General features: G+C 54.5%; 22 protein-coding genes and 1 other RNA gene. 13 read left to right on the top strand and 10 right to left on the bottom strand.

Annotated elements, in window-relative coordinates; genetic code table 11:
• The first annotated feature begins 77 nt into the window (after positions 1-77).
• Genes KNP78_RS07640 through KNP78_RS07625 form a run of 4 tightly spaced genes read left to right on the top strand, consistent with a single transcriptional unit; the run spans position 78 to position 3,297 of the window.
• The gene (locus tag KNP78_RS07640) at positions 78-671 is read left to right on the top strand and encodes a YkoF family thiamine/hydroxymethylpyrimidine-binding protein (protein WP_034777701.1); all 594 of its coding nucleotides are present in this window, start codon (positions 78-80) and stop codon (positions 669-671) included.
• The gene (locus KNP78_RS07635; RefSeq protein WP_034777699.1) at positions 664-1,239 is read left to right on the top strand and encodes an ECF transporter S component; all 576 of its coding nucleotides are present in this window, start codon (positions 664-666) and stop codon (positions 1,237-1,239) included. Before KNP78_RS07640 ends, KNP78_RS07635 begins: the two co-directional genes overlap by 8 nt.
• Positions 1,232-2,563: an ABC transporter ATP-binding protein gene (locus KNP78_RS07630; RefSeq protein ID WP_214823563.1), complete on the top strand. Its 1,332-nt coding sequence runs from the start codon at positions 1,232-1,234 to the stop codon at positions 2,561-2,563. Before KNP78_RS07635 ends, KNP78_RS07630 begins: the two co-directional genes overlap by 8 nt.
• Complete coding sequence (locus tag KNP78_RS07625) at positions 2,560-3,297, top strand: energy-coupling factor transporter transmembrane component T family protein (RefSeq protein WP_214753245.1); 738 nt, start codon at positions 2,560-2,562, stop codon at positions 3,295-3,297. The genes KNP78_RS07630 and KNP78_RS07625 overlap by 4 nt, the downstream gene beginning before the upstream one ends.
• Before the next feature lie 11 nt (positions 3,298-3,308).
• Here KNP78_RS07625 and KNP78_RS07620 read toward each other — a convergent pair whose 3' ends face one another.
• Together KNP78_RS07620 and KNP78_RS07615 are read right to left on the bottom strand one after the other, a co-directional pair.
• Complete coding sequence (locus KNP78_RS07620; protein WP_034777694.1) at positions 3,309-3,896, bottom strand: DUF1643 domain-containing protein; 588 nt, start codon at positions 3,894-3,896, stop codon at positions 3,309-3,311.
• A gap of 34 nt (positions 3,897-3,930) precedes the next feature.
• Positions 3,931-4,623: a lytic transglycosylase domain-containing protein gene (locus KNP78_RS07615; protein ID WP_251128489.1), complete on the bottom strand. Its 693-nt coding sequence runs from the start codon at positions 4,621-4,623 to the stop codon at positions 3,931-3,933.
• Between the two features lie 78 nt (positions 4,624-4,701).
• Between KNP78_RS07615 and KNP78_RS07610 the strand changes: the two genes are divergently transcribed.
• Complete coding sequence (locus KNP78_RS07610; RefSeq protein ID WP_214823562.1) at positions 4,702-5,400, top strand: CPBP family intramembrane glutamic endopeptidase; 699 nt, start codon at positions 4,702-4,704, stop codon at positions 5,398-5,400.
• On the opposite strand, the gene KNP78_RS07605 is transcribed toward KNP78_RS07610, so the two are convergent.
• Positions 5,357-6,256, bottom strand: a complete 900-nt coding sequence (locus KNP78_RS07605) for an alpha/beta hydrolase (RefSeq protein ID WP_214823561.1) — start codon at positions 6,254-6,256, stop codon at positions 5,357-5,359. The two genes, KNP78_RS07610 and KNP78_RS07605, sit on opposite strands and share 44 nt — an antisense overlap.
• Before the next feature lie 189 nt (positions 6,257-6,445).
• Between KNP78_RS07605 and KNP78_RS07600 the strand changes: the two genes are divergently transcribed.
• The gene (locus KNP78_RS07600) at positions 6,446-6,874 is read left to right on the top strand and encodes a hypothetical protein (RefSeq protein ID WP_034777688.1); all 429 of its coding nucleotides are present in this window, start codon (positions 6,446-6,448) and stop codon (positions 6,872-6,874) included.
• Positions 6,875-6,895: 21 nt separating this feature from the next.
• Here the strand turns inward: KNP78_RS07600 and KNP78_RS07595 are convergent, their stop codons facing one another.
• The 5 genes from KNP78_RS07595 to KNP78_RS07575 form a co-directional block, all read right to left on the bottom strand.
• Positions 6,896-7,564, bottom strand: a complete 669-nt coding sequence (locus KNP78_RS07595; RefSeq protein ID WP_214823560.1) for an ABC transporter ATP-binding protein — start codon at positions 7,562-7,564, stop codon at positions 6,896-6,898.
• Entirely contained in the window at positions 7,561-8,568 is a 1,008-nt protein-coding gene (locus KNP78_RS07590; protein ID WP_138859379.1) for an ABC transporter permease, read from the bottom strand. The genes KNP78_RS07595 and KNP78_RS07590 overlap by 4 nt, the downstream gene beginning before the upstream one ends.
• A 79-nt stretch (positions 8,569-8,647) precedes the next feature.
• On the bottom strand, positions 8,648-9,994 hold the full coding sequence (locus tag KNP78_RS07585; RefSeq protein ID WP_214823559.1) for a sensor histidine kinase: 1,347 nt from the start codon (positions 9,992-9,994) through the stop codon (positions 8,648-8,650).
• Positions 9,991-10,656 carry a response regulator transcription factor gene (locus KNP78_RS07580; RefSeq protein ID WP_214823558.1) on the bottom strand — a complete coding sequence of 222 codons (666 nt, stop codon included), beginning with the start codon at positions 10,654-10,656 and terminating at the stop codon, positions 9,991-9,993. Before KNP78_RS07580 ends, KNP78_RS07585 begins: the two co-directional genes overlap by 4 nt.
• Before the next feature lie 61 nt (positions 10,657-10,717).
• A complete protein-coding gene (locus tag KNP78_RS07575; RefSeq protein WP_034777683.1) occupies positions 10,718-11,608 on the bottom strand; it encodes a hypothetical protein in 891 nt (296 codons plus the stop codon).
• Between the two features lie 168 nt (positions 11,609-11,776).
• On the opposite strand from KNP78_RS07575, the gene KNP78_RS07570 reads away from it, so the two are divergent.
• Together KNP78_RS07570 and KNP78_RS07565 are read left to right on the top strand one after the other, a co-directional pair.
• The gene (locus KNP78_RS07570; protein WP_214753251.1) at positions 11,777-12,184 is read left to right on the top strand and encodes a hypothetical protein; all 408 of its coding nucleotides are present in this window, start codon (positions 11,777-11,779) and stop codon (positions 12,182-12,184) included.
• 78 nt (positions 12,185-12,262) lie between these two features.
• Entirely contained in the window at positions 12,263-13,744 is a 1,482-nt protein-coding gene (locus KNP78_RS07565; RefSeq protein ID WP_251128488.1) for a S8 family peptidase, read from the top strand.
• A gap of 38 nt (positions 13,745-13,782) precedes the next feature.
• On the opposite strand, the gene KNP78_RS07560 is transcribed toward KNP78_RS07565, so the two are convergent.
• Complete coding sequence (locus tag KNP78_RS07560) at positions 13,783-14,187, bottom strand: hypothetical protein (protein WP_214823557.1); 405 nt, start codon at positions 14,185-14,187, stop codon at positions 13,783-13,785.
• 121 nt (positions 14,188-14,308) lie between these two features.
• On the opposite strand from KNP78_RS07560, the gene rnpB reads away from it, so the two are divergent.
• Both rnpB and KNP78_RS07550 read left to right on the top strand, forming a co-directional pair.
• Positions 14,309-14,676: RNase P RNA component class B (gene rnpB / locus KNP78_RS07555), an RNA gene on the top strand.
• A gap of 105 nt (positions 14,677-14,781) precedes the next feature.
• The gene (locus tag KNP78_RS07550; protein WP_114166232.1) at positions 14,782-15,945 is read left to right on the top strand and encodes a THUMP domain-containing class I SAM-dependent RNA methyltransferase; all 1,164 of its coding nucleotides are present in this window, start codon (positions 14,782-14,784) and stop codon (positions 15,943-15,945) included.
• A 162-nt stretch (positions 15,946-16,107) separates the two neighbouring features.
• Here KNP78_RS07550 and KNP78_RS07545 read toward each other — a convergent pair whose 3' ends face one another.
• Positions 16,108-16,983 carry a DNA/RNA non-specific endonuclease gene (locus tag KNP78_RS07545; protein WP_214823556.1) on the bottom strand — a complete coding sequence of 292 codons (876 nt, stop codon included), beginning with the start codon at positions 16,981-16,983 and terminating at the stop codon, positions 16,108-16,110.
• A gap of 279 nt (positions 16,984-17,262) precedes the next feature.
• Here KNP78_RS07545 and KNP78_RS07540 point away from each other — a divergent pair, with 279 nt between their 5' ends.
• From KNP78_RS07540 to KNP78_RS07530, 3 genes are all read left to right on the top strand, one after another.
• On the top strand, positions 17,263-17,445 hold the full coding sequence (locus tag KNP78_RS07540) for a hypothetical protein (RefSeq protein WP_034777673.1): 183 nt from the start codon (positions 17,263-17,265) through the stop codon (positions 17,443-17,445).
• Between the two features lie 68 nt (positions 17,446-17,513).
• Positions 17,514-18,419 carry a Gfo/Idh/MocA family protein gene (locus tag KNP78_RS07535; protein WP_214823555.1) on the top strand — a complete coding sequence of 302 codons (906 nt, stop codon included), beginning with the start codon at positions 17,514-17,516 and terminating at the stop codon, positions 18,417-18,419.
• Between the two features lie 59 nt (positions 18,420-18,478).
• Positions 18,479-19,897 carry an alanine/glycine:cation symporter family protein gene (locus KNP78_RS07530; protein ID WP_034777671.1) on the top strand — a complete coding sequence of 473 codons (1,419 nt, stop codon included), beginning with the start codon at positions 18,479-18,481 and terminating at the stop codon, positions 19,895-19,897.
• The last annotated feature ends 31 nt before the right edge of the window (positions 19,898-19,928 follow it).

Here is a 19,928-nt window from a genome sequence, read left to right as displayed (position 1 = left end):
TGGATTAAAATTGGACGAGTGGCCGCATTCTCATGGATGCGGCTTTTTTGTGTACACATAATAAGGGGGAATAGAACATGAACAAACAATGTGGAACGAGCCCGATCGTCGGGTTCCGCTTTACACTGAGCCCGATGACGACTGATTTCGTGAGCATCATCAAAGGGGCGTTGAAGGAGACGGATTTACAAAACGTCTGGCGACATACCGATGACGTGTCGACGGTCATCCGTGGACGAAGTGAGCATGTATTCGATGTGGCTAAGACCGTGCTGTCACACGCGACGAAGACAGGGGAACATGTGTCGATGAGCGGGACGTTCTCGGTCGGGTGTCCAGGGGATACGGCCGGAGATGAAGTGCTCGTTGTGTCGAGCGAACCGCTTAATGGTCCCGTCGGTCCGCAATATGTCTCTTCACAGTTCGCGCTCTATCCGCTCGGTGATGAGAACTACATGGACATCATCTACGAAGAAATCGCTTTTGCGAAAGAGCGGGGTGTCTTCAATGACTCGATGCATTACGCCTCAGGCATACATGGGGACATCGAGCCGGTGTTCGCTTTCTATGAGGCGACGTTTGATCGCGTCCGACAGAAGACAAGCCACGTCGTCATGACGGTGACGTTCAGCGTGAACAGCCCGTCACACGAGGGACGCATGGATGCTTAAATCGTGGAAGTTAAAAGAAATCGTCTTGTTGTCGATTTTATCGGTCGTGTTCGCGGTGGTCTATTTGGCGTTCGTCCATGCTGGTAACTTGTGGGCCGGTCTGATTGGACCAATCGCCTACGAATGGATTTTTGGGATATGGTTCATCGTCTCGATTATCGCAGCTTATATCATTCGCAAGCCTGGGGCTGCATTCTTGTCCGAAGTGCTTGCGGCGACGATTGAGATGATGATTGGCAACGCCATCGGACCGCGCATCATTTTAGTTGGGATCGTTCAAGGGATCGGCGCCGAAGCGGCGTTCGCTTTGACGGGTTATAAACGCTATGATCTTTGGGTGCTCATGCTCGCCGGATTCAGTGCTGCTGTGACAAGTTTCGCGTATACGTACGTCATGGGAGGGCTCAATGCCCTCAGTCCGACATATGTGGCTACGATGTTCGCTTTACGCGCAACGAGCGGGATGTTGATTGCTGGTCTGGGCGGTAAGATTTTGAGCGACTTGTTGCTTCGGACGGGCGCGCTTGATGGGTATGCCCTCGCGCGACAGGACCGTATGCATGGTTGAGGCAGAACATCTGACATTTCGTTATCCGAACAAGAAATGCGATGTCTTGACGGATATCACACTACGTCTAACAAAAGGGAGAACGGTCATTACAGGGGCAAGTGGGTCGGGAAAATCAACATTGCTCGCTTTGATGAATCGTCTCTATCCGGACAATTGTGATGGCATCGTGACGGGCAGACTGCACTTGTTCGATCGCTCTTATGATACGTATGAAGCTGGCGAAGTGAACCGGCGCGTCGGAACGGTCTTTCAGGACCCGGACAGTCAGTTCGTCATGCAGACGGTCGAAGAAGAATTGATTTTCACGCTCGAAAACTTTGCCGTCGCGAGAGACGAGATGATGGCCCGTGTCACCACAATGTTAGAGGCGTTGCATTTGACCGATTATCGTCACCGTACCATTCATGACCTATCGGGGGGTGAGAAGCAGCAAATTGCCGTCGCTTGTGCCTTGATTGGCTGTCCCGAGTGGCTCCTCCTCGATGAGCCGCTCGCTCACCTCGATCCTGAGACCGCCCATCATTTCGTTCGTTGGCTCGACGGCGTCGCACAGACCGTAAACGTTGTCGTCATCGAGCATCGGCCATACATATGGGGTGATTTTTTTGACCGACAAATAAAGCTCGTGAGTGGGCGCATCGACTATGATGGACCGTTCATCGTCCGACCAGATTATGCGTTCTTTCCAATTAAAGTTGAACAAGGAGAGAAAATGTTATTTCACATACCGGAATTAAAACGAAAAACATTTCAATTAGCAGCGAGCGAGTTAAAGGTCGCTGAGGGTGATCTCATTGCGGTGCTCGGTCGAAATGGTAGCGGAAAGTCGACATGGCTGCGAAGACTAGCCCGGAAACATCGTGAAGTCGGCCTCGTCCCGCAATCACCGGCGCATCTATTCGTTACGAATGATGTGACCCGAGAACTCGCATATGGCCATAATCGCCCGATTGAGGACGTCTTAACGCGGCTCGGGCTCGAATCAGTGCGTGACCACCATCCACTCTCCCTTAGTCACGGTCAAAAACGAAGGCTCGCCATCGGAGTGATGATGCTGTCTAATAAACAACTGATTGCGTTTGATGAACCGACTGCCGGACAAGACGAGGTATCGCTTCGTGCGCTCTATGACTTAATGGTCGAACGAACACGATCCGGCCAGACGATTTTGTTTGTGACGCACGACCTCAGCTTCGCGCGGATTGCGAACACATATTATTTGATGTGTGACGGCGACTTGAGTGGGCCATATGACGCTTCACTCTGGGATGAAAAAGAATTACTACGCACCCACGGCTTATTGATGGAGGAATCGCGATGACATTTCATGAGATGAACCCGACGATTAAATTTCTGACCGTGGCATGTCTCATGTTCGGTCTCGCCTTCATGTATAACCCTTGGACTCCGCTTGCTGTTTTTCTCGGTACAGTTACACTTCAAACGCTATTCTCTGCTGTGAGCTGGAGAAGATGGGGGTTGTTCATGATCCCATTTTTATTGACCGCGCTCGGGACATTGTGGACGACGCTCGTCTTTGGAAAGCAATCAAGCGGAGATGTCGTGTTCAAGCTGTTTGGCAATGATGTGACCGACGAGAATGTGATGCTAGCAGCGACGCTCTCCTTACGTGTGTTGGCATTCACAGCCTTGTCGCTTCTGTTCACGCTGACGACGGACCCGAAACGGTTCGTCTACAGTTTGATGCAACAAGGAAAGCTGTCACCAAAAATCGCATATAGTGTCTTCGTCGGTTTTCGTTTCTTTCCGATTCTAAAAAAAGAACTGATGCAACTGTATGAAACGCATGCGTTACGAGGCGTGCGTTTGGAGACGAGACTCGATCACATCCGCCACGTCCCCAAATTAATCGTTCCGCTTCTTGCTGGATCGATCCGCCAAGCGGAACGAATCGCGTTCTCGATGGAAGCACGTGGGTTTACGGGGGAACCTCGAGCGACGTACGAGGTTGTGCCCGTCACCAGGAACGACTTTCTGTTGGCGTCGCTTTTGCTCCTATTGTTTGGAGTGAGCGTGTGGCTTGGCGTACGTTAAAACAAGACGACTCACTCGGAGTCGTCTTGTTTCGTTTCTTTCACAATTCTAAATTTCGGTTTGATCGATTCGTTATTGAACGCCTCGAGCACGGTGTTCTCGTTGGCCATACGAATCTGTTGCGGCTCGCCTTTGGAAGTCGTGCCGATACAGAACATATGCGCCTCATGGTCGGCAAAGAGCGCCTTATACGGGGTGGCATGATGCATCAAGCGTCCCGGAGAGCCCCAGCCGACGATAATCATACCTCCGCTCGCCTCGACCTCGTCGAGCGTTTCCTCAACGTAATGAAAGTTGACTTCGTCGAGTTGCGATTCGACGTACGGCAGATTGTCATTGATGGCGAGTGTCGGGACGAGGCTGATGACGCGCATCTCACGGATCGGTTGATCGAGATGGTTCCGCATGAGCATATACGCCCGCTGCGTTGTCGTACCGGACAAGAAAGCATCGCTCATCCGGGGCGAGTAGATGATGACGGCACAGATGACGCCGTCGACGACATCTGTGAATTCGTACGAACGCAAGTAGCGCTTCGTCTTGTCCTCATTGAAGACCGACTTGACACGAATCGTCACTTCCTCGATATGGGTGTTCATAAGGTTTCCTCACTTTTAATCAAATAGTGCCGGGTCAGACCCAGCCTGCGAACCATTCCAAGTAGCGGATTGTGTAGCGCGCGACACTTTGGGTTGCCGACGACTTGTCATCCGGTAAATAAGACACATCGGTTTGATATGACTCATAAAACGACATCACATCATTGACATACTGTTCACTGCGGTTGTACTCGAAGATGGCGTTTCGAATCGAGTCCGTCGTGTCTGCCTTCGTCCCGCCGTGCTCGCTCAAATAGTAAGCGGCCGTATGGGCCGAGTCGACGAGACTGTGCGGGTCGGCTTTGCCATCATTGTTGCCATCGCGTCCGAGACCGCCGTACTGTTCAATGAGCGCGAGATCCGTCAAATCGACTTCGTCCTCAGGGACATCGCCTTTTTGATCGTCCGTGTCATATTGCCAGCCGAGCCACGTCCGCGGCATGAATTGGAACGGTCCAATCGCCCCGACCGATGAACGCATCGATGAACTGTGGGAGAAAATCGTCTCGACGCGATGGACGGCGGCAAGTAAGCGCCAATCGACGTCATACGTGGCCGCGGCATCCTCATACACATCGCGATGGACGGACGGGACGCCATGGTCCCCGTAATAGGCCCGGTACAGGGCGTTGTTCACTTTATCATGTTGACCAAACCAGCCGATTGCGCCGAGGCACAGCACGATCACAAGCATGAGACCGGTCAGTCGCAAAATCAATCGTTTCAAGATTCCGCCTCCTAGCTTTCTAGACAATACCCGAATAGTGTAGCATATAGCTAACAGGAAGGACAGGAGTGGATATAGATGCTCGAACAGGCCGTCTTTACCATCATTCTCATGTATTTGTTGATCGTTCAATTGTTCAACGCCCGGTTGATGAAGCCGATGATCGAAACGCTCGGTCGTGGACGTGTCTATGAACAGACAGTCAAGTCGTCGTGGGGGCTCAGCCTGCTTTTGCTCGCCCTCGTCTTCTTGTTCGGCGTCCCGCCAGACATGGTCGGTCTCGGATTCGCCCCGCTCGAAGGGGACATGTCCGCTTGGAAGTTTTTCTTTTTCACGACCATTCTCATCAGCGTGCTGCTGGCGTTTTACTTGCTCGTCAAAACCTCGTCTCGGTTACGGCGGCGGTTACGTCCGTACTATGAGCTCGAAATCGAGCGGTTGCTCTTGCCGCGGACGGATATTGAGGCGAAGGCCTGGAGCGCCGTCTCGTGGACGGCAGGTGTGACCGAGGAGTTCATCTTCCGGGGTGTGCTCCTCTACACCGTCAGTCTCTATCTTGACGTCTCATCCCTGACACTCGCCTTCATCGGCGGCGCCTTGTTCGGGTTGGCCCACGCTTATCAAGGTGTCAGGGGCGTCCTGGTCACCGGGATCGTCGGCTGGGGACTCGGCTATTTGTACTTGGCGATGGGTGTATTATGGCCAGTGATGGTCGTCCATACCTTGCTCGACCTTATCGCCGGGCCGATTCATGTCGTCGATTCAGAAACTGACTGACGGCCGCCTCATAGGCGGGTTGATCTTTCAAGATACAGTTTGTGTGCTCGGCCCCATGGATGAGGGCTAACTCGTTTTGCCGGTTGAGCGCGTTCATCTCGACCGACATCCACGTCGGCACGAAATCATCTTTCGTCCCGTGGATGAACAAGACGGGCGCGTCAATCGCGGCGAGATCGTGTTTGGGCCGGACTTGATGCATCCGGAAACCGGCCCGCGTCCACAAGAAATAGTTGATCCCTGGCAAGAGCAGGTCCCCGGGCAACCGGTGCAACACGTTCAGCTGATGGCGCATGAGCTGTCTCATATCGTCAAACGGACATTCGGCGATCAAGAAGTCGACGTCGGTTAACGGTCCGGCCTGTAAGATCGAGGCAGCTCCCATCGAGACACCGTGCAACCCGACTTCCGTGACCACTTCATTGGCCCGCAACCAGTCGACCCAATCGGTGATGTCATGCTTTTCGTGATAACCATAAGAGGCGTATACGCCCTCTGACTCACCGTGCGATCTCAAGTCGACAGCGAGCAGGTTGTACCCGAGGCGATGGAACATCGCCAAATGCGGGGCCATGAAACTGTGGGAGGCGGTATAGCCGTGAACGAACACGATCCATTTCGTCGACCCTTCATTGCGGTAGACGCGTCCATACAGCCGGTAGCCATCCTGAGAACGGAGCGAGACGTGCTCGAACGGCACGTCATGATAAAACGATTGATCTTCTTTCGTATACGGGGCCAAGAGCATTTCTGGCGTCTTGCGTTTGCCTCGCGTCATGCGCTTGAACGCATAATAACTGATGGCATAGTAGCCGGTGAATAGTGTTGCAAGTCCAACTTTCCATCTCTTCTGCATCTGAACCGCTCCTTTCTTTATTATTGTACCCGAAAACGTGACGATAGTTCACGCGCAGTGTCGGTTTGACGGCGGGTTCATGCCGTTAAGCAAGGGACTTACCGATGATTGTCCCGTTCGTTTGAGCAGTATCGTCTTGCTATGATGGAACCAGACAATCATCAAGGTGAAGCGGGAGGAGACGAAGCGATGGGGCGAGAGGTGATGGATCAGTTGCTGCACGCGTGCTTGACGGGGCAGGTGGATTACAAGACCGCCGAAGGGGTGACCTTCTATCGTGCCCCGGTCAACGGCCATCGTCAGCATGCGATGGTACTCGATGTGCTGATTGACCGCTATGTGCTTGAGCCGGCACGACCGATCGAACTGTCCGTGTCGGACGTGGCGCAAGCGATTGGGTCATCGGCGGACGAGGTCTTCCAATCAGTCCTAGCGCTCGCCCGCATCACTCTCGTCTCGCAACATATCGAGGAAAGACTAATCCGGGTCGATTCGGCCGGAATCGACGAGCATGGGAACATGACACTCATCATCGGTTTCAACGCCTGGTTGACGCATCATTTAGGAAAACTCGTAAGTGCATCGATTGAGGAGCCACTTCATGCGCACGTCATCTGACAAACAACAGGGAAGGCCGCCTCAATCGCGGTCTTCCCTGTTTTGATGTCGGGGCGACGGTTGGAGCAGGCCGTCCTGAAGCATGAGGACCCGGTCACAGACGTCGAGCATCCGTTCGTCATGGGTGATAACGATGACCCGTCGCGCACTCATCCGTGCCTCAGTAACGAGCAACTCCATCACCCGTCGGCCATTCTCATAATCGAGGCTCGCCGTCGGCTCATCGGCCAAAATCAGTCGGGGGCGATTGACCAAGGCCCGAGCGACCGCGACACGTTGACGTTCCCCTCCGGACAGTTGCCCTGGTAACTGGTCGAGACGATGCCCCAAACCGAGCGCGTCGAGCAGCCGAATCGGATCTTGTTTCGACTCGCTCTCGGCCTGGACGAGCTCGAGTTGTTCCCGGACCGTCAAGTAAGGGACGAGATGTGCTTGCTGGAACACAAATCCGATTTCGTTCAGCCTCAAGAGGCGTCGCTCTTCTTCAGTGGCACCGAGCAAGTCTCGTCCTTCGAGCTCGACCTGTCCCGAGACCGGTCGTTTCAATAGTCCGAGAATTTGGAGCAAGGTACTTTTCCCGCTGCCGCTCGGTCCGATGATGCCGATACATTCCCCGGCATCGACCTGCATATCGATTCCACGCAACACAGATTGTCCGTCATAGGCGTGGCTGATGTTCATCAATTTCATTGTAATGTCCCTCCTAAAGCGTCGGCGGCGTCAAGGTGACGCAGTTTCCAAAGCGGTAACAACGTACCGATGAGTGAGAGCCCGAACATGATCACACTGTAGAGCAGCACATGTCCCGCATCGAAACGGAATGGGATATCGGTTGGGACGAACGAGGCGACGAGGGCCGTCAAGGCGGCTGCCGACAGGCTCGCGACGAGCACCGTTGCCATGACTTGCGTGACGAGCGCCGTGCCGATCACACGAGGGCGAATCCCGATCGCTTTCAAAATTCCGAGTTCTGGCAGTTTCTGGAGCGTCAACATATAAAAGAATGCGGTCAAGATGAACGCACCGATGAACAACAAGAAGCCGCGCATCATCGTGAACGTGCCTTGTTCGGCTGTATAGCCCGGTACGGCCTCGACGACGTCTTGTTTGGAGAGCGTTGCGAGCGACGTCTCAGTTTCCCCGAGCCAGGCCGAGACGTATTCGGGTTGTCCGCTGTCTGCCTGGAACGCCTCCCACGTCTCCATCGATGCCCACATGACGGGTGCATGACTGTAACGTCCGTCCGTCGTCCCCGCGATGGTGAATGAGTAGCCGGTCGTGAAATCTTGAATCGTGTCCCCGAGTTTAAAGTCCCCGAGAAAGCTTGGATCGACGAGGACTTCGCCGACGGCGAGGTCGAGGGCGGGCCCGATGTCAGAATCCCGTGGTAACGTGAATAGCGTGGCGTCCTGTTTCACGGTCCCATCGACGAGTGTCAACGGTTTGACCCCGAGCGGTGTAAGCGTTTCTGGCGTCGGCAGTTCGATGAACGAGCGGGTCAGTTGCCCGTCCGCATCCTCAGCCAACTGAAACGTCTCGGTGTCGAGTTCACGCAAACTGGCCCCGTTGTCATAGGCGAGCCCATCGGCAAGCCCGGTGATCAGCGTCGACAATAAGACGATGAGTAGGGTGATGACAAAAATTAATGAAAATTTTCGTTTTTGCCGCCACATTTCTTTAAATGCTAAATTCATACAAAAAAGCCTCCTTCATAGCGATGAAGGAAGCATAACTGACGGATATGAACAGAATATGGACGGGACTAAAACCGGACTAAAACCGGACGTAAAAGGTGCTTCCTGTCCCGAGACGGGATTCGACCGTCATCTCACCGCCATGCAGGCGGACGATGTCTTGGGCAATAGCAAGTCCGAGACCGGTGCCCCGGCCGGTCCGAGAGACATCTCCTTTATAGAAACGTTCGAATAGGCGTGCCTGCGTCGCCTCATCCATTCCGACGCCGGCATCTTGAATCGAGACGGTCGGACGATCGGCTGCATACGCTTTGATGGTGATCAGCCCCCCGTCATGAGAGGCGTGAATCGCGTTCGTCAACAAGTTGGTCCAGACTTGGGCCAATAAGAGCGGGTCGCCGGTCACGACGAGCGATGTGTCAAGCTCTGTCGCGACGGCGATCCCTTTCTCATCCAGCTGGAACGCATGGCGACGAATGACGTCCTCGATCGATGCGCTCACATCGACTTGTTCGGAGAGCGACACGTTCGACTCGTCGAGCCGGGCGAGCAGGAGCAACTGTTTTGTCAAATCCGAGAGGCGATCCGTCTCGTCACGAATGATCCCGGCATACATCAAGGCGTCCCCTTCGGTTCGGGCGGCCAGTTCCGAGGCGTAGCCTTTGATTGAGGTGAGCGGTGTTTGGAATTCGTGCGAGACGCTTGAGACAAAGCGACGCCGTTCACCCTCGGATTTCTCCAGTGAGTCGACCATGTCAGAGAAACGACGGGCGAGGGTTCCAATCTCATCGTTGCGCTCGGTCGGGAGATCGAGCGGACGGGCCCCGGATGCGACGGAGCGAGTCGCATCCGTCAATGTGCGCACCGGTCGGACGATCAGGCTTGTCGATAGGGCGATCAAGATGAAGGCGAGCCCGGTCAGGAGTGCAAAGAACAAGCCGACGAACAAGTGCAATTCTCGGATTTGGGCGCCAAGGTCGGGGCGGATGAAGACGGCATCTTCCCCGTCCAGGTTGAAGCCATACGTGTTGATGACTTCATTGTCGAACAAGCCGAGCCAAAACAAGTGGAACGGATAAGCGCGCATCCCGTCGTAGCGTTCGCCGGACCGGACCGAGGCGATGACGGCTTCGTCGAGTTGCTCGTCCCGGAACGAACCTCCATAGCGGTCGATCTCACCGTCAGGACGCACGACGAGGAGTTGATAGCCCGTCTGAGCGAGCAAACGATAAAAGGCCGATGGCTCACCGTCGGTATGTGTCTCGAAGTAGTCAAGGGCGGCTTGTGCCGTCTGTTCGGTCTTTTCGCTGTAGGACGGCTGCCACCAGACGTAATAGGCGACATTGCTGACGAGAAGGGCGATGGCGCCGGACAAGAGCAAAATCATGAACACGGTCAGGACGATCCGGGTATAGAGCGTCTTCATGGCGAGACCTCGAGCGTATAGCCGACGCCCCGAACCGTTCGAATCGTGATCGTGTCGTCATGCAAGCGGCCTCGGAGCCGTTTGATGTGCACATCGATGGTCCGGTCATCGCCCTCAAAGTCAAGGCCCCATACTTGTTCGATTAATTCATCCCGGGTGAACACCCGGCCCGGGAACGCCGCCAGCTGATAGAGCAGCTCGAACTCCTTTTTCGGCAGGTGGATCGTCTCACTGTTCAGTTCAAGGCGATAATCGCGCAAGTCGAGCTTGAGCGGTCCGACTGTGACGAGTGTGGCCGCATTTTTGGCGTAACGTTTTGCGACGGCTTGAAGGCGGAACAGCAGCTCTTCCGGGATGAACGGTTTCGTCATATAATCATCGGCTCCGTGTTCGAAGCCGCTTCGTTTTTCTTCCCATTCCCCGAGGGCGGTCAATAAAATGACGGGAATGTCCGTCAGTTGCTTCAGACGTGAGCAGAGCGTCCGTCCGTCGAGGCCGGGCAGCAAGATGTCGATGATCGCGGCATCGGCAGGGTTCGCCATAAACAGTCGCTCGGCGTCGGCCCCATCCATGACCGCTGTCACCGTATGTCCGGCTCGCTGTAGCGTGGTCTCAACGAGGTGAAGGATAGCCAAATCGTCCTCTACAATCAGTACGTGCATCGCTCTCTTCCTTTCTATCACGACACCGAAAACAGGTGACCCGTGGCAGGTCACCTGCATGTTATGTCGTTTTGGTCAGTTCTTTATGCAAGGCCCGAAGCGCCCGCAAAAAGGCATCTTTGAAATACTTGTCTTCTTGCGCCTCGAGTGTCTCAAGAGCAGAAGCGTCGCCGGCGCTCGCCTTGACGAGCAGGTTGACGACTGTGCCCCAACGCTTGACGTGCTCGGGCTTCGGATGGTTCATCGCGACAGTCAACGTGAACCAGTACGGTTGGTCACGGCGCTGGAGCGTGGCAATCATCTGTTTGGCCGTCATCGCTTCATCCTCGGTTGGTAACGTGGCGGTGGCGAACCAGCCGAGCAGCGCGGCGCTCATCGCCTCAAGCCGGACTTTGGCGGCCGGGTCGATCGGTTCGCGCCCGAACTCGGAAATGTTGACAAAAACGAGTCGGTCTTTCCGGTCGAGGTGGGTGATCCATCCTTTGACCGATTTGAGTTTTTCCTTATCTTTCGACTGGGCTTTCACCGTGTAGCCGTTCAGTTTACCGATGTAAATCCGGAACTGGCCGCGGTCGAGCTGTTTATCGACCTTGAACTCGATATCTTGGCCCACAGTGAACGGTTGATCCTTTTTGCTGAGCGTCTCGCCTTTCTTCAGCTCAGGCCGGCGCACGATATAGCGGAGTGCCTCCTGCTCGGTCCGATCGTCAAGCGTCCAAAGGTTGTTCGGCGTGACGTTTTTGAAACGGTGTCGTCGGACATAGATGTATTGGTCGAGCGCCTCGACGGCGTCGGCGACGGAATTTTTCCCACTCAAATAGTCGTCTGCGATATCCCGAAGCGTGATCGACTCGAGCCGGTCGATGTGCCCGACGTAAGGGACGTTCCCGACGACGAACAAGGCCGTGGCGATCAATTCACTCTCGCGAGGGGTCAAAGGGCGTTTGGCCATACTGCACTTCCTCTCTTCATGTCATCTCATTCAGTATACCAAAAACAGATTTCGTCATGTTGTATGAATCGACCAGATGGAAAATTTTACAGGCATACAGGATTTCGCGGTTTCGTTCCGAATATTTGTTAAGATAGAGCTATGTGGAAGTTGAGATGAGGTGATGAGATGAAGCTATCGATTGATCCGGGGGACTATGTCGTCTTGATTGAAATCAATAAAGAGGTCTTGAAATGTACGTCCCTCGACCAAGCCGAGTATGCCGATCGGGACCGCTATGAATTGGTCGGCCGCATGAGTGAGCGGCTTCCGGCCGAGGTGATCGTGCCTTCCATCATCGATTATATCCGGTTCGGGAGCGGCTATATCGGCGACAATATCGTCTGGGACAAGGAGACGGAATCGTTCTTCTGTCAACAGTTCGAGACGATCGACGGCTCACCGCTCGGCGAGGACTTGGACGGATTCACACCTGACCCGTATCGGACGGAGCTGGCGCGCTATTACACGTATTTGACGATCGGAAAAATCGTTGAATACGAGATGAACGACCCTGACCAGCCGGACTATTGGTAAGCGTCGCAAAAATGTCACAATCTATTTTTTGAAAAAAAGGGAAATCGACCGCGTGATTTGAGATAATGGGGTCATCTTATGAAGTGTGGATTGGAGCGGAAGGCGATGAAAAAAATTATGATTGCAGCAGCGCTCGCGCTGCTTGTCCCGACGTCTGTGGACGCGGCTAAACCGGTGCTGTTGGAAAAGCACGGCTATGTCGTGGCCGAGCCTAGGGTCGGTCATCAATACTATATCAAGCAAACGGGTACCGACTTGACGTGGAATACGACCCGAGGGGCGTCGGACATCGTCATCGCATTGATCGATTCATCGGCCGACCGGAGTCATAAAGAGCTGTATAACGTCCCGCGTGTCGTCAACTCGATGAAAGGCCCGTATAGTGTCGACTATCACGGCACGCACACGGCCGGCATCATGTCCGGACGCCATAACAAGTTCGGAATGGCAGGGCTCGCTCCAAACGTGCGTTATCATTTTTATAACGTCTTTTACGGCAAAAATTCGGAGTACACGGATTCTTGGACGGTCGCCAAGGCGGTGGACACGGCGGTCGCGAAAGGGGCGAACGTCATCAACATGTCGCTCGGAGGTCAAGATTATGACCGCGTCCTCGCCGACTCGATTCGTCGCGCCCGTGCCAAAGGTGTCGTCATCGTCGCCTCATCCGGGAATGACGGGAAGAAGAAAACGTCGTTCCCGGCCAATATGAAAGAAGTCATCGCGGTCGGGGCGATCGACGCAAACCGCCGTGTCGCTCCTTTTAGCAATATGGACAGCCAAGTCAAAATCGTGGCGCCCGGGGTGAATGTCTTGTCGCTCGGCGTGAAAAATAGCTTCGTCTACATGGACGGGACATCGATGGCGGCGCCGATGGTGTCGTCTGGGATCGCGCTCGTCAAATCGGTCAACCCGTTCCTGACGCCGGCCGACATCGATGCTTTGCTTCAAAAAATGCCACGTGCGAGCGGGAAGACGTATACCGAGCTCAACACGAAGCGGCTGATCGATGCGACACCACGACCGGTCGCGCTCTCCGCGCCATCGACGCTCAAGAGCCGCTATGTGAAAGAAGCGAAACTGACGGTCATGAAAAAGTCGAACTTGAAGACGACGTATACGTTGTATCAAGGAACGCGTAAAGTGAAGACACTCTCAGCCGGGAAATCGATGTTCACGATGTACGCCGGAGGAGATTGGTTACCGAGCGGGAAATATCGCCTGAATGCCACCGTCACCGACGGGAAACACAAACGCTCGGTCAATCGTTCGTTCACCTATGTGAACGCCGTCAAGCCGCTAGTCACGGTCAGAGCGGCCGATGCCGGGACGTTCGAGTTGACCACGTCCCGAAAAGGCGTCGTCACCGTGCTCGACGCGAACAAGAAAGTCGTCTATGAGGCGCTTCATGTACCGGGCAAGTTCCCCGTTCGTGGTGACACGGGATCGGCCTATACGGTGCTGTTGAAGCCGACCGACGTCACTGAAAAAGTGGTGACGGTCAAATATGCGCCGCAACCGGTTCAAGTCGAGACGGATACTTCGGTGGAATCGACATAAAAAAACACCCGGAGCCAGTGCTGGCTTCGGGTGTTGATTTATGTTTTCGTGATGGCTTCACCACTCCAACGGATATTCGCTTCTAAGACGTTGCCGTTATCGTCGATATGTTCAAAACTCAGTTTCCCGTCGACGATGATCTCGCAGAGGCCGACGCGGACGTCGTCGCTCCAGGCACGACGTGTCTGTGTCGACGCGTCGAACGTCGGGATTGATTCAGGAAAACGTTCCTGTAAGTGGGCCAAGTTATGATGGTCGAAGTGATACGGACGTTTGGACAATTCATTTGGTGCTTTGATGTCAAACGGCTCGAATCCTCGAACGAGTCGATTATTCCGGTAGAAGGCGAACACGCCGTTGTTCGGGTGGAGCGCTTTAATGTCATCGATTTCAATCACATAGGTCAGTCGTTGAATCCAACCGTTTTTTGCATCTTGACGCATCAAAATCCCTCCTTGTTCAATGGAACACGCCTTATTTTAGCGCTGACGCCCATGAAAATCAAGTTCAGGTTCTCGGTTGTCATTTCTCGTGTTATCCGCTACAATGGATAAAGTGACTATGAGGTCTGGGCAATCGCGGGACGCAAGTCTTGAGGAAAGTCCATGCTCGCACAGCCTGTGATGGCTGTAGTGATCGTGCTACACGAAAAGATAAGTGTAGGCAACGCAAGTTGACGGCAGAAGAAGCACCTAAGTCCTCGGATATGGTGCAAGCTTCTTGAAAGTGCCACAGTGACGGAGTCTGATCGGAAACGTTCAGAGTGGAACGAGGTAAACCCCACGAGCGAGAAACCCAAACTATGGTAGGGGAACTTCCTGACTGGAACCGAACGGGACGGAAGGCGCCAATCGGCGCAGATAGATGATTGTCACTCCATCGTGCCAGGGAGACCGTTATGAGCACCGGAGTACAGAACATGGCTTACAGGGCAGCATAGTCTCTCATTTAACATTGACCAGGAGTTCAAGCAATCCTACTTGAGCTCCTTTTTACATGACCATTTTAGGAGTTACACTATAGAAAGTAGGGATAGTATGGCAAAACGTAAACTGATCGCCACCGCGGCGATGGGCATCGAGGCTCTCGTCGCCAAAGAAGTACGTGACCTCGGCTACACGTGTGAGGTCGAGAACGGACGTGTCTATATCGACGCGGAGATGGAGGACATTCCACGTCTCAACCTTTGGCTCCGGACGGCCGACCGCGTCAAGCTCGTCGTCGCCGAGTTCAAAGCTACGACGTTCACGGAACTGTTCGACGGTGTCGTCGAACTGCCTTGGACGGATCTCATGCCGTGGGACGCCCGGTTCATCGTCGACGGCCGCTCGGTCAAGTCGAAGTTGTTCTCGATCCGCGACTGTCAGAAGATCACGGAGAAGGCGATCGTCGACGCGATGCAACGCGGATACGACAAGCCGGGCGAGTGGCTTCCGAAGACAGGCGCGTACTATCCAATCGAAGTCGCCTTGTTGAAAGATGTGGCGACGATCACGATCGACACGTCAGGTGACGCGCTTCACCGTCGCGGGTACCGTGAGCTCCACTCACAGGCACCGCTCAAAGAGACGATGGCCGCGGCGATGATCCAGCTGACGAACTGGAAGCCGGACATGCCGTTCTATGACGTCTTCACCGGTTCTGGGACGCTCGCCATCGAGGCGGCGCTCATCGGTCGCAACATCGCGCCTGGTCTCAACCGTGAGTTCTGTTCGCAAGACTGGCCGTGCGTGCCGAAGAAGGCTTGGTATGAGGCGATCAATGAAGCGAACGAGAAAGCGGAGTGGGACAAACCGCTCAAAATTTACGGCATCGACCTCGACCCACGCATGGTCAAGCTCGCCAAGGACAACGCCGAGCTCGCTGATGTTCGTGACGCCATCACGTTCGTCCACAGTGACGCGGCTGCCTTGAAGCCGAAAGAAGAGTACGGTGTCATCATCGGCAACCCGCCATACGGCGAACGGTTGCAGACCGAGGAAGAGATCATCGACCTGTACGAGCGGATCGGACAACAATTCGCCAAGTATCCGGGCTATAGCGTCTACATGTTGACGAGCTATGAGGACTTCGAGAAAGCGTACGGCCGTCCGGCGACGAAACGCCGTAAGCTGTACAACGGAAATATTGAGACGCAGTACTACCAGTTCTTCGGTAAACGTCCACCGAGACGCCCTGTTGAGTCGACTGACTCAAAATAACAATTGGTCGAAGGACCGTAGACACTCGTCTATGGTCCTTTTTTGCTTGATTTTATGTCTTACAATCTCATATCGACGCGCCATAAAAAAACGCTCTCCCTTTGGTCAGGAAGAGCGTGAAGTCTATGATTCTTTCATATCGTTGTGGGTGATCCCGATAGCTTATTCCCCGACCATCCCGTCGCCATCGTTGTCATGCATGTAAGGATAGAGCCAATGATCACTGGTGATCGGCATGCTGAACCCGGCATCTTTCGCTTCTTGGATCGTCACCTGGCCGTTTCCGTTCATATCGATGCTCGCGACGTCACCGTCTTCAGACACGGTCTCGGCTTCAGTCGCACTCTCGGTCAGCCCGAGCGACTCGTTCACGTCGTCCGGATTCACGTTGTCGAACGAATCGGTAATGACATTTCCTTTGACAGTGTATGTGTACTCATAGTGTGTAGGGATTTGTGTCTCAGTATCCGGATAGGTGATGATGGCCTCGAAGTCGGTGGCCCCGCCTGCGCTCCGGATCACGCTCTCCATGTACGCCTGGTCCCCGTGGCGGTTGAGCGTGCTGTCTTGCGGAGTGATGTTGAAAGCGTTCGAGACGCCGCCGAGCGAATCGGCGATGACGTGCCCTTCGTCGAGGTCGCGATGTTCGACCCCGGGCACTTTCGCCTCGTCAGCGTAGTATCGACCATCCGAGGTCACGTCTTCTTGGTCGTCATCCTGCAGCACGATCTCGTCCGCAATCACTTTCACGAGTTGTCCGTGCTCGTTCGTGAACGCCCAATACTCGCGTTCCCCGTACCCGATATCGACGACGACATTATGCTCGCGGTCGCCTGACAAATCTCCACCCTCGACTTCAATCAAGTCGTAGCCCGTGAAGTGATCGTTCGTTTCGGTCTGGTCAGGGGGCTCCGTCTCAACGGTGACCTGTCCTTTAGGTTCCGTCTTCGACTCGGGATTCGGTTCTGTCTCGTTCGTGCAACCGGCCAACAACAGCATGGCCAGCGGGAAGGCAAGATAAGTAAGATTGTTTTTCATGTTAAAACTCCTATGTCTTTGATGCATACTTGTCCATTCTAGGAATCTTCGCCCACATTTACAAGCAAACGGATTGAAAGCGGTTTTAATCGTGCTTCCGACAAACGAGACAGATTTTGTCACAGATGGAGGAGGCGTCGCCCTAGGTACGAATGGTACAATGGGGGAGCGCGGGTCGAACAGGGGGCTCTCGAGCGATTTGTGTCGCACACCCGAGGCGTTTCAATCGTTTCGTTTCAGGCTATACATACGTATACATCGCTTGAGAGGAGACGTGTCATGCAGACATATACGATTGAATATGCGTTTCAAGATAAGGAACAAACGACACGAACGTGTGAAGTCGAGCTCGACCGGACGCCAGATTTAAAGGATAATGAGCAACTCGCCGACCTATATCAAATCGTGTCGGATGCGATTCGCAAGCCGATCACGAGTTTTGAGATTCTTGCCGTCCATTAAGTGAACCATCGACCCCGGGCGTACGCCATGGGGTTTTGTTCAGTCCATCGAAGAGGAGAGATGTTGAAATGAAGATCGTAGTTGTTGGGTTAGGGGATGTCGCGAAAAAAGCGTATTTACCGGTTTATGCCGGATTAGAAGGGGTGGACGTCTATCTCGTTTCAAGAGATGAGGCGAAAGCGGGGCAGCTCGTCGACAAATACCGATTCAGCGGCCATTACCGGTCGTTACAAGACGTGCCGCTCGACGAGGTGGATGGCGTGTTGATCCATTCGACGACGTCGGCCCACGCGGACCAGGTCGGCTACGTGCTCGAGCGGGGCGTCCATGTGTTCATCGATAAGCCGGTCACGTTCTCGCTCGACGAGACGGAGCGGCTCGTGCGGCTCGCGGCAGACAACGGGGTCGAACTCGTCACCGGCTTCAATCGTCGTTTCGCGACGGCGACGGCGGCCTTGAAGGAAGTCACGGACCAAAACCTCGTCCTCATTCAAAAGAATCGCACGTATCAACCGGCGACGCTCCGAGAGTTCATCATCGAGGATTTCGTCCACGTCGTCGACACGCTCCGTTACTTGACGGGGCTCGCACCGGTTGAGAATTTGTCGGTGCGGACGCGCTATGAAGGAGAGACGCTGAAACAGTTGCAGATTCAATTCACGGCGGGTGGGATCGAAGCGCTCGGGATCATGAACCGCGACAACGGTTGTACGGAAGAAGTGATGGAAGTGATGTCTCCGCGTCTGAAGCGGGTGACCCGCGACGTCGAGCGCGTGTATGACTTCACGCGCGACGGCATGCTCGAGCGGGCTCTGAGTCCGTGGGAGTCGAACCTTATGCGTCGCGGCTTCACGACGATGATCGATGCGTTCATCAAGCTACTGAACGGCGAACCGAACGAGTCGGTGCTCGCTGCCGATAGTCTGACGACGCATGCGCTCTGTGAACGCATACTAGAAGAGGCTTCGCGCTGACCGTCTCGTTTCTGCGGTCCGTCGAGCGGGTAATAACTCCGTAAAAGGAGGGGATGCGCATGGACATTCGCGAGCTCGTCATGCAGGCGAATGATTTGTTATGGACGTACGTACTCATTTTCGTATTGATTGCCGGTGGGCTTTATTTCACGATTCGGATGGGGTTCGTCCAGTTCCGGATGTTGCCCGAGATGTTCAAGCTGTTATTCGTCAAAGGGATCAAGCACGAAAAAGGACAAGTATCGTCGTTCCAGGCGTTCGCCATCGGGACGGCAGCACGGGTCGGGACCGGGAATATCGCCGGCGTCTCGACCGCGATCGCACTCGGGGGACCGGGTGCCGTGTTTTGGATGTGGCTCATCGCGTTGATCGGTTCGGCGTCAGCGTTCGTCGAGAGCACGCTCGCCCAAGTGTACAAAGTGCATGACGGCAAGGCGTGGCGCGGCGGACCGGCCTACTATATCGAACGGGCGCTCGGTCAGCGATGGCTCGGTATCGTGTTCGCCATTCTGATCACGTTCGCGTTTGGATTTGCATTCAACTCGGTCCAGGCCAACACGATCGCCTTGTCGGTCAACAACGTCTTCGAGATCGACACGCTTTGGATCGGGATTATTTTGGCCGTCGTGACGGGGATCGTCATCTTCGGGGGGATCCGTTCCATCTCGACACTGTCAGGGATTATCGTCCCAATCATGGCTGGCGGTTATATCTTGCTCGCCCTGTGGGTCGTCTTGACGAATTTGGAGGTCGTCCCGGCCGTATTCTCAGCCATTTTCTCAGAAGGCGTGCTCGGGTTCCGACAACTGCTTGGCGGAGCGGTCGGTGCGGCCGTCTTGCAAGGGATTCGCCGAGGCTTGTTCTCGAACGAGGCGGGGATGGGGTCGGCCCCGAACGCGGCTGCCACCGCCGAGGTCAGTCACCCGGTCAAGCAAGGTCTCATTCAGTCACTCAGCGTGTTCGTCGATACGCTCTTTATCTGTACGGCGACGGCGATGATTGTCCTCATTTCTGGCGTGCCGGGTTCTGAAGATTTCCAAGGCATCGAACTTGCCCAAGAGGCGCTCCTCACCGAGATCGGGCCGGTCGCGACATCGCTCATGACGATCGCGATTTTATTATTCGCCTTCAGCTCGATCTTGGCGAACTACTATTACGGGGAGACGAACATCGAGTTCATCTCGGAACGGAAAGTGTATCTCGTCATTTACCGGATCGCCGTCATCGGGATGGTATTGTTCGGTTCGGTCCGTTCGGCCGGGCTTGTCTGGTCGATCGCCGACATCTTCATGGGTCTGATGGCACTCGTGAACATGTACGCCATCTTCCGACTCAGTAAAGTCGCGAAACTGTTGCTTGATGATTACGTGGCCCAGAAACGAGCAGGGCGCGATCCGGTGTTCAATCGGGACGACGTCGAGCTGCCAGGGAAAGAGCACGTCGAAGCATGGGAAGCGAAACGAGAGAATATTAGTTGAGTGTAAGGCAAGGATTGACGTACAGCGCCAG

It is taken from the genome of Exiguobacterium sp. s28, from assembly GCF_018618135.1.
Taxonomy (GTDB): Bacteria; Bacillota; Bacilli; order Exiguobacteriales; family Exiguobacteriaceae; genus Exiguobacterium; species Exiguobacterium mexicanum_A.
This window is presented reverse-complemented; position numbering and strand designations above follow the sequence as displayed.